The 15,260-nt window shown below is 36.4% G+C and carries 8 protein-coding genes; 6 read left to right on the top strand and 2 right to left on the bottom strand.

The features are described 5' to 3' along the window. Positions 1–145: 145 nt before the first annotated feature. Complete coding sequence (locus C3L50_RS08090; protein ID WP_007137004.1) at positions 146–382, bottom strand: acyl carrier protein; 237 nt, start codon at positions 380–382, stop codon at positions 146–148. Between the two features lie 175 nt (positions 383–557). Between C3L50_RS08090 and purN the strand changes: the two genes are divergently transcribed. The 5 genes from purN to C3L50_RS08065 all read left to right on the top strand — a co-directional run bounded on the left by purN (position 558) and on the right by C3L50_RS08065 (position 6,205). After that, the gene (purN, locus tag C3L50_RS08085) at positions 558–1,127 is read left to right on the top strand and encodes a phosphoribosylglycinamide formyltransferase (protein ID WP_103805669.1); all 570 of its coding nucleotides are present in this window, start codon (positions 558–560) and stop codon (positions 1,125–1,127) included. A 9-nt stretch (positions 1,128–1,136) separates the two neighbouring features. Next, complete coding sequence (gene rnhA / locus C3L50_RS08080; protein WP_103805668.1) at positions 1,137–1,616, top strand: ribonuclease HI; 480 nt, start codon at positions 1,137–1,139, stop codon at positions 1,614–1,616. A gap of 75 nt (positions 1,617–1,691) precedes the next feature. Further along, complete coding sequence (locus C3L50_RS08075; protein ID WP_103805667.1) at positions 1,692–2,615, top strand: PfkB family carbohydrate kinase; 924 nt, start codon at positions 1,692–1,694, stop codon at positions 2,613–2,615. A gap of 165 nt (positions 2,616–2,780) precedes the next feature. Next, a complete protein-coding gene (locus C3L50_RS08070; RefSeq protein ID WP_103805666.1) occupies positions 2,781–4,679 on the top strand; it encodes an amidophosphoribosyltransferase in 1,899 nt (632 codons plus the stop codon). A 371-nt stretch (positions 4,680–5,050) separates the two neighbouring features. Next, positions 5,051–6,205, top strand: coding sequence for a beta-ketoacyl synthase N-terminal-like domain-containing protein (locus tag C3L50_RS08065; protein WP_103805940.1), 1,155 nt, complete (start codon positions 5,051–5,053; stop codon positions 6,203–6,205). A 171-nt stretch (positions 6,206–6,376) separates the two neighbouring features. Here the strand turns inward: C3L50_RS08065 and C3L50_RS08060 are convergent, their stop codons facing one another. Beyond that, positions 6,377–6,853 (bottom strand): regulatory protein RecX, encoded by a 477-nt coding sequence (locus tag C3L50_RS08060; RefSeq protein WP_103805665.1) that lies wholly within the window; start codon positions 6,851–6,853, stop codon positions 6,377–6,379. Positions 6,854–7,189: 336 nt separating this feature from the next. Here C3L50_RS08060 and C3L50_RS08055 point away from each other — a divergent pair, with 336 nt between their 5' ends. Then, positions 7,190–15,244, top strand: a complete 8,055-nt coding sequence (locus tag C3L50_RS08055) for an HYR domain-containing protein (protein ID WP_103805664.1) — start codon at positions 7,190–7,192, stop codon at positions 15,242–15,244. Positions 15,245–15,260: the final 16 nt, after the last annotated feature.

Here is a 15,260-nt window from a genome sequence, read left to right as displayed (position 1 = left end):
TAAAACCCATGCTATCTTGCTGAATTAGTGTCACAAAAGAGCTATGGGTATTATATAAATATTTTTTTTGATTGAATTTCAATCCAGAATTTAATTTTAAAAATAATAACACCCGATTACAATAATGCAATCGGGTGTTTTTTTATTATTTTTTAGCTTCTTCGATATAAGAAATTGCTTGACCTACAGTAGCAATGTTTTCAGCTTGGTCGTCTGGAATTTGAATATCAAATTCTTTTTCGAATTCCATGATAAGTTCTACTGTGTCTAATGAATCAGCTCCTAAATCATTAGTGAAGCTTGCTTCTGTTACAACTTCGTTTTCGTCAACACCTAATTTGTCTACGATAATCGCTTTTACTCTTGATGCAATGTCTGACATAATCTTTAATTTTAATTTTTAATTTGTTGGCAAAAATAAAAAACTTTATTTTAAAACAACTATTTAGTTAATAAATGTGTCAGCTAATTTATAAAATAAATTTCACAAAGACTTCATAATGTTATTTATTATCACTTTTTATTCCTTTTTTTGCATAAATGAAATTAATGTAGTTATGAATAAAATCCTAATATTTGCTTCGGGTTCGGGCTCTAATGCCGAAAATATCATAAAATTTTTTGAGCATAAAGACCTAGCGAAGGTTGTTGCTGTTTTTACTAACAATCCAAAAGCAAAGGTGATTGAAAGAGCCCAAAAATTTCAAATTCCTACTGAAATTTTCTCGAAAGAAGAATTAAATCAAGGCAAAGTCTTACAAAAAATTATTGGTTTTGCTCCAAATTTAATCGTTCTTGCTGGTTTTTTATTAAAAATGCCTAAAGACATCATCGAAGTTTATCCTAATACTATAATAAATATCCATCCCGCGTTGTTGCCAAAATATGGTGGAAAAGGAATGTATGGTATGAACGTGCATCAAGCTATTGTCGAAAATAAAGAAAAGGAAACCGGAATCACCATTCATTATGTAAATGAAAATTATGACGAAGGAAGCATTATTTTTCAAAAAAGAGTAACAGTTTTGGTCACAGACACACCCGAAGTAGTGGCCGAAAAAATACACGAACTAGAACAAAAGTACTTTCCGTCAGTAATTGAAGATCTTCTTAAATCTGACCTTTAACTTCAAACTTTGCAACACGACGTACACATATATACTGATGGTGCTGCCAAAGGCAATCCTGGTCGAGGCGGTTATGGTGTCGTGATGGAATTGGTGGGTACGCCGCATAAAAAAGAATTTTACGAAGGTTTTCGTCATACCACCAATAATAGGATGGAATTATTGGCCGTGATTGTGGGTCTCGAAAAATTGAAAAATCCCAATATGAAAGTGTTGATAGTTTCTGATTCTAAATATGTCGTGGATTCTGTTTTGAAGAAATGGGTGTTTGGCTGGGAGAAAAAAGGTTTTGCAGGCAAGAAAAATCCCGATTTATGGAAGCGATTTCTGGTTGTTTACAGAAAACATCAAGTCGATTTCAAATGGATAAAAGGGCATAATAATCACCCTCAAAACGAACGTTGCGATGAATTGGCAGTTATGGCTTCGAATCAAAAAGAGCTTTCGATTGATGCTTTTTATGAAAAGGAAGATGAAAAACTTTTATGAAAACTTTGAGAGCTTCATCCTTTGCAACTCTAAAACTTATAAACTATCTTTGCCGCTTAATTCGAATCACATCAAATGAATAAATTATTGATTGTTGGAACAGTAGCTTTCGACGCCATTGAAACGCCTTTTGGTAAAACAGACAAAATTTTGGGTGGGGCAGGAACCTATATTGGGCTTTCGGCTTCTCATTTTAATCTAGAATCTGCCATTGTTTCGGTAGTTGGAGATGATTTTCCACAAGAATATTTAGATTTATTAACTGATAGAAACATCGATATTTCAGGTCTTGAAATCGTTAAAGGAGGAAAAACTTTCTTTTGGAGTGGTTTGTACCACAACGATTTGAATTCTAGAGATACCTTGGCAACCGAGTTGAATGTTTTGGCTGATTTTCAACCCAAAGTGCCACAAAAATTCAAAACTGCCGATGTTGTAATGTTAGGAAATCTTCATCCATTGGTTCAAATTAGTGTTTTAGACCAAATGGATGTTAAACCTAAATTAGTGGTTCTTGATACCATGAATTTTTGGATGGATTGTGCATTGCCAGAATTAATGGAAGTGATAAAACGTGTTGATGTAATTACCATTAACGATGAAGAAGCAAGACAACTTTCGGGAGAATATTCATTGGTAAAAGCAGCTGCAAAAATCCACGCAATGGGACCAGAATATGTAGTTATTAAAAAAGGAGAACACGGCGCTTTGTTGTTTCACGATCACAAAATTTTCTTTGCCCCAGCTTTGCCGTTAGAAGAAGTTTTTGATCCAACAGGAGCAGGAGATACCTTTGCAGGAGGATTTGCAGGGTATATTACACAAAGTGAAAACATATCATTCGAAAATATGAAAAACGCTATCATTTATGGGTCTAATCTCGCTTCTTTTTGTGTCGAGAGATTTGGAACCGAAAGAATGGTACATCTAGAGAAGGATGAAGTGATTGCTAGATTGCAACAATTCAAATCCTTAACTCAATTTGATATAGAAATATAGCTTTTTATAAAGAAGCCTCGGAAACGGGGCTTTTTTGATTAATAGGAATAAGTGAATTTTTATACGTCAATTACGAATAAAAAACGAGATTGAAAATTAATTTAATGAATTCAAGACGACAATTTAATTGTCTAACAATACAACTAAACCACAAACAACAACACAATGAGCGACGCAATTAAACACGAATGTGGCATTGCCCTTTTAAGATTAAAAAAACCGTTAGAATTCTATAAAGAAAAATACGGAACTGCTTTTTACGGGATAAAAAAAATGTATCTCTTGATGGAGAAGCAGCACAATCGGGGACAAGATGGAGCCGGTTTTGCAAGCATCAAACTAGATGTTGAGCCTGGAGAACGATACATAAGCAGAGTAAGGTCGAATGCTGCTCAACCTATTCAAGATGTATTTGCCCAAATAAACGACAGGATCAATGAAGAGTTGGCCGCAAATCCTGAGTATGCAGATAATGTAGCTTTGCAAAAAAAGGAAATTCCTTATTTAGGCGAATTGTTTTTAGGACATGTTCGTTATGGTACTTTTGGGAAAAACAGTATCGAAAGTGTTCATCCTTTTTTGCGTCAAAACAACTGGATGCACCGTAATTTAATTTTGGCCGGAAATTTCAATATGACCAATGTGACTGAGCTTTTTCAAAGTTTGATCGAATTGGGACAACATCCAAAAGAGATGGCCGATACGGTTACAGTGATGGAAAAAATTGGACATTTTCTAGATAATGCTGTTACCGATTTGTACCAAGAATGCAAAAATAATGGATTGAATAAAAGAGAAGCCTCACCAGTAATTGCCGAAAAATTAGACATAGCTAGAATTTTGAAACGAGCCTCTAAAAACTTCGATGGGGGTTATGCAATGGCTGGTCTTTTAGGTCACGGTGACGCCTTTGTTTTTAGAGATCCAGCAGGAATTCGTCCGGCTTATTTTTATGAAGATGATGAAATTGTAGTTGTTGCTTCAGAACGACCAGTTATTCAAACGGTTTTTAATGTGCCATTCGAGAAAGTTCAGGAGCTTCAGCCTGGAAATGCTTTGATTATCAAGAAAAATGGAACAGTAACTGAGGAAGAAATTCTTGTACCAACCGTTAAAAAAGCCTGTTCATTCGAAAGAATTTATTTCTCTCGAGGTAGTGATGCCGAAATCTATCAGGAACGAAAAAATTTAGGAAAACTTGTTCTTCCTGCAGTTCTTGAAGCCATTGATGATGATACAGACAACACTGTTTTTTCTTATATTCCAAATACTGCCGAAACTTCTTTTTACGGAATGGTTGAAGCGGCTCAGGATTTTTTAAATCAAAGAAAAAATAATTATATTCTAGAAAATAGAAAAAAATTAACCAAAGAAAAATTAGAGGAAATACTGGCGGTAAAAATCCGTACCGAAAAAGTAGCCATCAAAGATGCAAAATTAAGAACTTTCATCACTGAGGACAGCAGTCGCGATGATTTAGTGGCTCACGTTTATGATGTTACCTATGGTGTAATAAAACCAACAGACAATTTGGTAATCATTGACGATAGTATTGTGAGAGGAACAACGCTCAAAATGAGTATTATCAAAATGATGGATCGTTTGAAACCCAAAAGTATAGTTGTTGTTTCTTCTGCTCCACAAATTCGCTATCCAGATTGTTATGGAATTGACATGGCAAAATTAGAGGGATTGGTCGCTTTTAGAGCGGCATTAGAATTATTGAAAGAGAGAAATTTGTATCATATTGTTGATGAAGTTTATGCTAAATGCAAAGAACAAGAGCATTTACATGATAACGAAGTGGTTAATTTTGTTACCGAAATTTATGCGCCATTCCAGCCACAGGAAATTTCGAATAAAATTTCAGAACTCTTAAGTTCGCCAGGAATTAATGCCGAAGTGAAAATTATTTTTCAAACGGTTGAAAATTTACATATAGCATGTCCGAAAAATTTAGGTGATTGGTATTTCACAGGAGATTATCCAACTCCAGGGGGGAATCGTGTTGTAAATAAGGCATTTATGAATTTTTATGAAGGAAAAAATGCAAGAGCGTATTAAAATAACCCTATTATAGGTATTTTGTCGAATATTTTAGTATTTCGTCTAAAATATTTGTCATCACACGATTAAGAAGATATCTTTGTTTCACCATAATATTAGTAGGTTAAGTTTATGGTAGATTTGGGGCAAAAAGGGTGGAAGGAATTCCACCTTTTTTATTGGAATAAAGTCAAGTAAAATGTATCTGCTGTTTTTTGAACACAAAATTCACAAAAACAGCAACATAAGTTTTTGATTTTGGATTTGACTTTTTAAAAAATAAAACAATAAAATTTGAGCAAATCACTCGAATTTGCACCATTCTTGTTCTGTTTTTTATGTTCCATTTAATAAAAAACTTTACGACCTTTGCCACAAAACAAAAAGACTTGTCACAAATTATTTCCATAACAGCACTCGCATCGATTTCTCCATTGGGCAATGACCCAAAAGTAGTTTGGGAAAATTACAAAAAGGAGAATCATTGTTTTACAACTCAATTTTTAGACCATAAACAAACCCTTGTTGCTCAGTTGGATGACAGTTCAAAAGTATTAGTCGAAGCTTTAAGGCAATCAGATATTAAATATAAATCTTTAGACAAATCGGTTTTGTATGCTATGGTAGCATCTAGAAAAGCTATAGAAAATTCGGGCTGGACAACTAAAGATATTTTTGGAATCAACATCGGTTCTTCTCGTGGAGCTACTGATTTATTCGAAAAACATTTTAAGGACTATTTAGAAACTGGAAAAGCACAAACTTTAGCTTCGCCAACGACGACTTTAGGCAATATTTCTTCTTGGGTTGCCCACGATTTACAAAGTTTGGGTCCCGAAATTTCGCATTCTATTACTTGTTCTACGGCTTTGCATGCCTTGTTGAATGGTGTGGCTTGGCTTCGTGCTGGAATGACTGACAAATTTCTGGTTGGTGGAAGTGAAGCGCCATTGACGGATTTTACGATTGGTCAAATGCGGGCTTTAAAAATTTATTCTAACAGTGAAGAAGCGTTTCCCAACCGAGCATTGGATTTAGAGAAAACACAAAACACAATGATTCTTGGCGAAGGAGCAGCAGTTTGTTGTTTGGAAATTGGAAAAAAAGAGAATGCTTTGGCTTATGTAGCAGGAATTGGTTATGCCACCGAAATTTTAGAACACAACATCTCCATTTCAGCAGAAGCGATTTGTTTTCAGAGATCGATGAAAATGGCTTTAGAAAACACAGATTTATTAGAAGTTGATGCCATAGTGATGCACGCTCCAGGAACAAAAGCAGGTGATTTAACAGAATACAAAGCTATTCAAAAGGTTTTTGGCGGGAATTTGCCAATGCTTACAACCAACAAATGGAAAATTGGCCACACTTTTGGTGCTTCGGGAATGTTGAGTATTGAATTGGGAATTTTGATGATGCTACAACAGGAATTTATTGGCGTTCCATTTGCGGAAGTTCAAAAACCTAGAAAACAAATTCGAAAAGTACTTGTAAATTCAGTTGGTTTTGGCGGGAATGCAGTGAGTATTTTGTTGAGTATTTAACCACGAAGTCCACAAAGAAGGTACAAAGTTCACGAATTTTTAGCCACAGATTTGAACGGATTAAACGGATTTCCACTGATATTTCAAAGTGATTTTTGTTGTTGTAAATTCGTGTAGTGCTGACCATTCAATATTTCATTAGAACGGAATACTCAAAAAACTGAAAACTAATTACTGAATACTGTTTTCTAATTCCTTCACTTTATCGTAAACCAGATTGCTTTCAAAACCACGTCTAAGCATATAGTCACAGAATTTTTTACGTTTTTTTAAGGTATTCGTTTCTCGAATAGATTGCCAATTTCTTTCGGCTAATGCGTGAAATGTTTCTAAATATTCTTCGGGAGTGATTTCATTCAACGCTGTATTGATGAGCGTTTGTGATATGTTTTTGAATTTCAATTCGTTGGTAATCCTAATTTTTCCCCAATGCTTGATGCGGTGTTTTCCTCTGGCAAAACTACAGGCAAAACGTTCTTCGTTGAGAAAATTTTCAGCGATAAGATGCACCATTATTTGGTCTATTTCACCCGAATCCATTTTCATACTTCGCAGTTTATCAACCACTTCTTCGTGACATCTTTCTTGATAGGAACAAAAAAATTCTATCTTTTGTTTGGCCTCTTTTATGGAGAAAACGTCTTTCATAATGCTAAAATATTTTGTAAGTAGAGTTCTTGTAAAGAAATTAAAGAGACAAAATTAGGTTTTTTATATTTTTATAAGGAATATTTTCTATAACCACAAAAAAAAACCGTAATAAAACCGAAAACGAAGTAGTTTGTCGATTTTATTTTAAGTTTTCACAATGTAATCATAACTTTATTATAATTTCTACACTCTTTTTTAGTATTTAACACGCTGAAAATGAAAATAGTAATTGATCAAGGCGTTAGTTGTTTTTAAATTTTACAAATCTACATTTTTGTTTAAAAAAGGGATTGACCTTACTATGACGAATTGTAATATTAAAAATTATTACTTATGAAAAAAAATTACTTTAACCCAAATAAAAATTGGATTTCTGAAATGAAGTTTCAAGACGTCATTTATAATTCAAAAAAAGTTGCTTTATTTTTGATTGCTTTTTTTCATTTTGGAATAAATAATGAAATTAAAGCTCAGTCTGGTATTTACGAAAGTTATGCCATTTTGAATAGTAACAGTGGTGGAAATGTCTATTATGATTTACAAGCAACTACAGCAAATACAGATTTTCAGGGAACAAATCTTGGTGTTTTTAAGCCTGGGAATACCTTGGTTTTAAATGGGGCGCAGAATAAAGTGTATAAATGTAATACGGATGACATTACCAATGGAAAACTTTATTATCGAATATATAAAACAACAGATATAGCACCAGTATTTTTAGATTCTAATATAGGTTTTAGCTCGAATGATTCAGGAGCAGGTCCTGGCTGTCAAAATCAAACTTGGCAATCAAATGGTGCTAATATTAATGTTTTAAGCAGCTTAACTTCTGGAAATTATTATTTAGAAATTTATACAACAGCAGATTTTACATATTCTGGTGTGCCGGGATTTGGTACACATTTAGCCGGTAATGGTGGAAATAATTATATAGCTCAATTTACAATAGACAACCCGCCAATTGCATTGTGCAAAAGTTATACGGCCCAGCTTGATGCCTCAGGAAATGCTACAATTACTGCTTCTGATATTGATGGGGGAAGTACAGATGATATAGGTATTGTATCATTTTCAGTTTCACAAACAACATTCACCTGTGTTAATTTAGGCACCAACAATGTCACTTTAACTGTTACTGATTCTAGTGGACAAACTGCTACTTGTGTAGCTATAGTTACTGTTGAAGACAATCAAGCTCCAGTTCCTACTTTGGCCACTTTGCCAACTATTACAGGACAATGTTCAGCTACAGTAACCGCACCAACTGCAGCAGATGTTTGCTCAGGAAGTATTACAGGTACAACTGCAAATCCACTTTCATATGCTTCACAAGGGACTTACACTATTGTTTGGACTTACAACGATGGCAACGGCAATACCACAACTCAAAATCAAACGGTAATAGTTGACGATACTGTTGCTCCAGTAACTCCAACATTAGCCAATGTAAATGTGGGACAATGTAGCGGAACCCCAACTGCACCAACCACAACCGATGCTTGCGCAGGAACGATAACAGGAACAACTGCCACCATTTTTCCAATAACCACACAAGGCACAACCGTTGTTACTTGGACATTCAATGATGGCAACGGCAATTCAACAACCGCCAATCAAAATGTAATTGTAGATGATACCACAAAACCCACCCTTACAGCCATAGCCAATAGAAATGAAAATATAGTTTCAGCCTGTAGTTTTACCATTCCAGATTACACCAATTTAACAACAGCAGGAGATAACTGTACAGCCGTTGGAAGCATCGTTAAAACCCAACTACCAGTTTCAGGAACAATAATCAGCGGACACAATACCACCCAACTAATCACCATCACGGCCAATGACGGCAATGGAAATACTGAGTCAACGACTTTTACAATCACCTTGAAAGATGTAACAGCACCACAAACACCAGTATTAGCCGATGTGAATGTCGGACAATGCAGCGGAACACCAACAGCACCAACAACTACCGATGCTTGTGCAGGAACCATCACAGGAACAACAGCCACCATTTTTCCAATAACCACCCAAGGCACAACTGTTGTCACTTGGACTTTCAATGACGGCAATGGCAATTCAACAACCGCCAATCAAAATGTAATTGTAGATGATACCACAAAACCCACCCTTACAGCCATAGCCAATAGAAATGAAAATATAGTTTCAGTCTGTAGTTTTACCATTCCAGATTACACCAATTTAACAACAGCAGGAGATAACTGTACAACCGTTGGAAGTATCGTTAAAACCCAACTACCAGTTTCAGGAACAATAATCAGCGGACACAATACCACCCAACTAATCACCATCACGGCCAATGATGGCAATGGAAATACCGAGTCAACCACTTTCACCATAACCTTGAAAGATGTAACAGCACCACAAACACCAGTATTAGCCGATGTGAATGTCGGACAATGCAGCGGAACGCCAACGGCACCAACTACTACAGATGCTTGCGCAGGAACTATCACAGGAACAACGTCAACCAGTTTTCCGATTACTACCCAAGGTACAACGGTAGTTACTTGGACTTTTGCTGATGGCAACGGCAATTCGACAACCGCCAATCAAAATGTAATTTTAGATGATACCGTTGCTCCAGTAACACCAACATTGGCAAATGTGAATGTGGGACAATGCAGCGGAACACCAACGGCTCCAACGACTACCGATGCTTGCGCAGGAACCATAACAGGAACCACTTCGACTATTTTTCCAATAACTACCCAAGGAACAACGGTTGTCACTTGGACTTTCAATGATGGCAACGGCAATTCAACAACCGCCAATCAAAATGTAATAGTTGATGATACCACAAAACCCACCCTTACCGCAATTGCTAATAGAAATGAAAATATAGTTACCGCTTGTAGTTTTACCATTCCAGATTACACCAATTTAACAACAGCAGGAGATAACTGTACAGCGACAGGAAGTATTATCAAAACGCAATCACCAGTTTCAGGAACTGTAATCAGCGGACACAATACCACCCAACTAATCACCATCACGGCCAATGACGGCAATGGAAATACCGAGTCAACCACTTTTACAATCACCTTGAAAGATATTACACCTCCAACTATCATTTGTCCAGCAACAGCAACAGCCAACACCAACAACGATGGTGTTGGAAACTGCACAACGATAGTTTCATTAGGGACGCCAACGGTTTCAGATAATTGTACTCCCGTTGGAAGCATAATTATCACCGCTAAAGTAGGTGGCGTTACCATAAACCCATTGACTTATTTATTTGGAATAGGTAGTACAACTGTAGTTTGGACAGCAACTGACCAGAATGGAAATGTTTCTACACCTTGCAATCAAATCGTTACAGTAACTGATAATGAAAATCCAACAATAAATTGCCCAGCCAATGTTCAGGTCGCTGCTAATGCTGGATGTACAGCTACTGTCGTATTGGTAACCCCAACAGCTACTGATAATTGTTCGGTTGCATCTGTAACCAATAATGCTCCAGTAACTTTTTCTTTAGGAAGTACAACTGTAACTTGGACAGCTACCGATGCATCAGGAAATACGGCTAATTGTACACAAACCGTTACGGTTCTTGATCAAACATTGCCAACAGCTATCTGTAAAAATATTTCGGTGAATTTGAATGCACTTGGAACTGCCAGTATTACGGCTGCTGACATTAATAATAATTCAACAGATAATTGTGGTATTGCAAGTTTGGTGGCCAGTAAAACCAGTTTTACTTGTGCCAATAAAGGAGCCAATACAGTGACATTAACCGTTACAGACACCAGCGGAAACACAAGTTCTTGCACAGCAACCGTTACTGTTGTTGATGCTGTTATTCCAACTGCTATTTGTAAACCAGCCACTATTTATTTAAACAGTGCAGGTATTGCAACGCTTACCACTGCTGATGTAAATAATGGAAGTTCAGACAATTGTGGTTCAGTGACACTTTCGCTAAGTAAAACTAGCTTTAATTGTGCTAATTTAGGCACCAATACAGTAACACTCACAGTGACAGACACGGCTGGAAATTCTTCGACCTGTACTGCGACAGTTACGGTTGCGGATAATATTGCACCTGTTGCTACTTGTAAAAATTTCACTTTGGTTTTGGCTGCAAATGGGACAGGAACATTGTTACCTGTAAATATTGATAACGGAAGTACAGATAATTGTGGCATTGCCACTATGACCTTGTCTAAAACTAATTTCACTTGTACAGATGCCAACGGAATTCCACAATCTGTTACTTTAACCGTGACCGATGCTGTTGGGAATTCTTCGAGTTGTACAGCAACTGTAACTATTCAAACAACACTAGCGATTACAGCAACCTCTAATAGTGTAGTTTGTGTAGGGAATACCTTGAATTTATTTGGAGCTGTTACATCAGGAGCGTTTGGTACCCCAACTTATTATTGGACAGGTCCGCTAGGATTTAGTTCTACATTACAAAATCCAAGTATTGCAAATGTATCAATGGGTGCAGCAGGAACTTATACGCTTACTGTTACTAATGGAAATGGTTGTATGGCTACACAAACAACTACTGTAGTTGTCAATTCTGTACCTAATGTGAGTATTACTCCATCTTTTACATCAGGTTTTGTTAAGAAATTTACAGGCTCTCTAGTTTTTTATACTTATACAGTTACAAACATTGGCTCAGTACCTGACTTTTTTAATTTATCATACATCCCCGATTCGGATCCGAATAACGTAACGATGAATGTGCGTTTTCTTACTATGGGAGGGGCTCCGATTACAGCCACACCAATAATTACAGCGGGTGGAACCTACACTTTTCAATTAGAACTTTCTGTACAAGGAAATCAACCAAGGGTTTATAACCACACAATACTTATTGCAACTAGTAATTTATGTTCAAATTCCTCTGTTTCGGCTGATGCTTACACCTATGAATATAATGGAGGCCAACCACCTGCTGCCAATGGATCACAGCTTGAGATTGCTAAAGTGGCAATTGACAATACAACTGGAGCAGTTATCACTAATGCAATTATAGGTGTACCCTTTAAATATAAAATTACCGTAGTAAATAATAGTACTACAACTGCTGCTGCAGGTGTAATCATTTCTGACTTGGTGCCAGCATCCCTTTCTATAACTGATAACGATGGTGGTACCCAAACTGGCAATTCAATTACTTGGAATGTTGGGTCTTTAACTAAAATAGGAGCTGGGCAAAATACAGTTCAAAAAATTATTACAGTCGTGCCTACTTGTAGTTCAATACCATCTGTGAGTAATACTGCCAATGTTATAAGCAGCCCACCAGATAATGGTCTAGGTGTACATGCTGCTACACTAAATACTACAGTTACGGATAATATTGTTCCAATCGCTATTTGTAAACCAATAACGGTATATCTTGATGCTACTGGAGTAGCAACTATCACAGAGTCTATGGTAAATAATGGCAGTACGGATAATTGTTCAATTCAATCTATTTCAATAAGTAAATCTAGTTTTAACTGTACTAATTTAGGAGCCAACAATGTTACTTTAACTGTCACTGATGTTTCTGGAAATATTTCTACCTGTACTTCTATTGTAACAGTTGTTGATAATCAGGCACCAGTTTTCACGAGCTGTCCTACAACTCCTGCTTCTATTTGTGCAGACAATGCAACTTCTTATACAAAAGTTGGAACAAGCTGGAATGCCATAGCAACGGATAACTGTAGTTTTTCACTTGCATACACTTTGTCAGGAAGTACAACGGGTTCAGGGACTAGTCTAAACGGAGTTGCGTTTAATGTAGGAACAACAATAGTAACTTGGACAGCTACAGACACAGCGGGTAATACTTCAAATTGTGTTTTCTCTGTAACTATTAATGGTTTGCCTGTTATCACCACACAACCTATAACACAGTTAGATTGCGAAGGAGCATCCGTTAATTTCACTGTTGTTGCAACAGGTGTTGGGTTAACTTATACTTGGCAAAGAAAAAAACCTACGGATGCAGGTTTTATTACCATTCCAATTGAAGGTAATATTTCATATCCTTCAATAGGGAAAATTAAAATAGATAATGTAGGAAGTGCACAATCTCCTAGTGGAACACAATATCAGGTTGTTATAACCAATAGTAGTGGATGCAGTATAACCTCATCAGCTGCAACACTTTTGGTTAATGAAGTAACCGGAATTTCACCATCAGCAACTAATGTGACGCAATGCTATGGAACCAATTATTCTTATACGGTTTCTACCTCAACTCCACCTCCAGGATTTGTAGTTTCCTATCAATGGAAGAGTTCGGTTGCTTCTGGGCCTTGGATTAATGTGGCTAATGGACCTCATTTTTCAGGAGCTAATACAGCTACATTAAATATAATTAATGGAACGCCATCAGAGTCAGCAGAGTACAAAGTGCAAGTCATTTTTCATTCTTCGGGTTCAGATTGTAATGTAACTACAACTTTGAATAGAAAGATTACATTCCTCCCAGAAGTAACTGCACCAATTCCTACAATCACTCAGCCCGATTGTATTACGCCAACAGGAAGTGTGGTTTTAAGTGGATTGCCAGCAGGAAATTGGACTATAAATCCTGGAGGAATTACAGGAAATACATCTTCGGTAACAATTTCGGGACTGGTTCCAAACACATATAATTTTACAGTCACTTTAGGAACTTGTACCTCAGTACCTTCTGCAAATGTTGTTATTCAAGCAGCAACAACAGCTATTTGGAATGGTTCGGCTTGGACAAATGGACCACCTGCTTTAAACCAAGCGTTAGAATTTACAGGTAATTATAATTCAGCAGGAAATTTAACAGCTTGTTCTTGTACGGTTACAGCTGGAGATGTTACAATTAATTCAGGAGATGCTTTGACTATTACAAATTGGGTGCATGTTAATGGAGGTTCTTTAACCTTCGAAGATTCAGCCAGTTTAGTGCAAGTAAATAATGTTTCTAATACTAATTCTGGAAATATTATATACAAACGATTAACCACTAAAATTAGTAATTTGGATTATACCTATTGGGCTTCACCAGTAGCTGGATTTACTTTAGGAGGTGTTTCGCCATTAACATCAATAGATAAGTATTATTCATTTGATTCTAGTATAGAAAATTGGAAACAAGAATCAGCCGCAACATCAATGACATCAGGAATTGGCTATATTATTAGAGGGCCACAAACGTACAAATTCCCGAATCCACCCAATCTTTATGAAGCAACTTTTATAGGCGTTCCTCATAACGGTCACTATGAAATTAATGGAATCACTGCTAATACGTCCTATCTATTAGGAAATCCATATCCATCGGCTTTAGATGCCAATACGTTCTTGGACGACAATCAAAACGTTCTCGATGGAACCCTGTATTTTTGGACTCACAACACGCCAATTGCCATTGGAAACCCAGATCCAGGTTCAGGAGTATTAGTTTATTCAGGAGATGATTATGCTTCATACAATCGTACTGGAGGGGTAGCTACAGCTGCAGCACCAAGCGCAAGCACAGGAGGGAAAAATATTAATATCCCGTCTGGTAAAATAGCTTCTGGACAAGGGTTCTTCGGTTCGAGTAAGTCGGCTCCAACGGGAACAACAATTGTTTATGACAATAGGATGAGAGTGGGTGTAGGGGGAATATCAGGCAACAATTCCCAGTTTTACAAAACAAAAGATTCTAAAGGGAAAACAGCTAACGAACTCGAAAAACACCGCATTTGGTTGGATTTAACCAATACTAAAGGAGCTTTCAAACAAACCTTAATTGGCTATGTTGCCAATGCCACAAATGACTATGAAGGTCGTTTTGATGGTGAAAGCTATGATGGTAACAATTTCTTTGATTTTTACAGCATCAATAGCGACAAAAACCTCACTATTCAAGGACGTGCTTTACCTTTTGACGAAAATGACGAAGTATCTTTAGGATATAGAGTGGATCTTGAAGGAACTTTTACAATAAAAATTGGACAAACTGATGGTCTGCTAAACAATCAACAAGTGTTTTTGGAAGACAAATTGACTAATACCATCACCAATTTAAAAAGCGGAAGCTATACTTTCAATACCACTGCAGGAACATTTGACAATCGATTTGTATTGAAATACAAAGATAAAACCTTGAGTGTCGAAGAAATCGAGAAAAGTGATGGAATAGTTGTTTTATATTCCAATAATTTTAAAACACTTATCATTAGAAATAATGTCAAGGATGCAACAGTAAATTTAGTGACTCTATTTAATATGTCGGGTCAAAAAATAGCCTATTGGGATGTTAAAGGCAGGGAACAAACTCTTATCCAGATACCAATAAAAAATCTACCATCCGAAATTTATATAGTAAAAATCAAAACGATTGAAGGAGAATTCAGTAAAAAAATAATTATTAAATAATGCTATACCGAGTGAC

The organism is Flavobacterium alvei (assembly GCF_002920895.1).
Lineage (GTDB): Bacteria > Bacteroidota > Bacteroidia > Flavobacteriales > Flavobacteriaceae > Flavobacterium > Flavobacterium alvei.
Note: the sequence above shows the minus strand (reverse complement) of the source record. Positions and strands in the feature narration are given on the sequence as shown.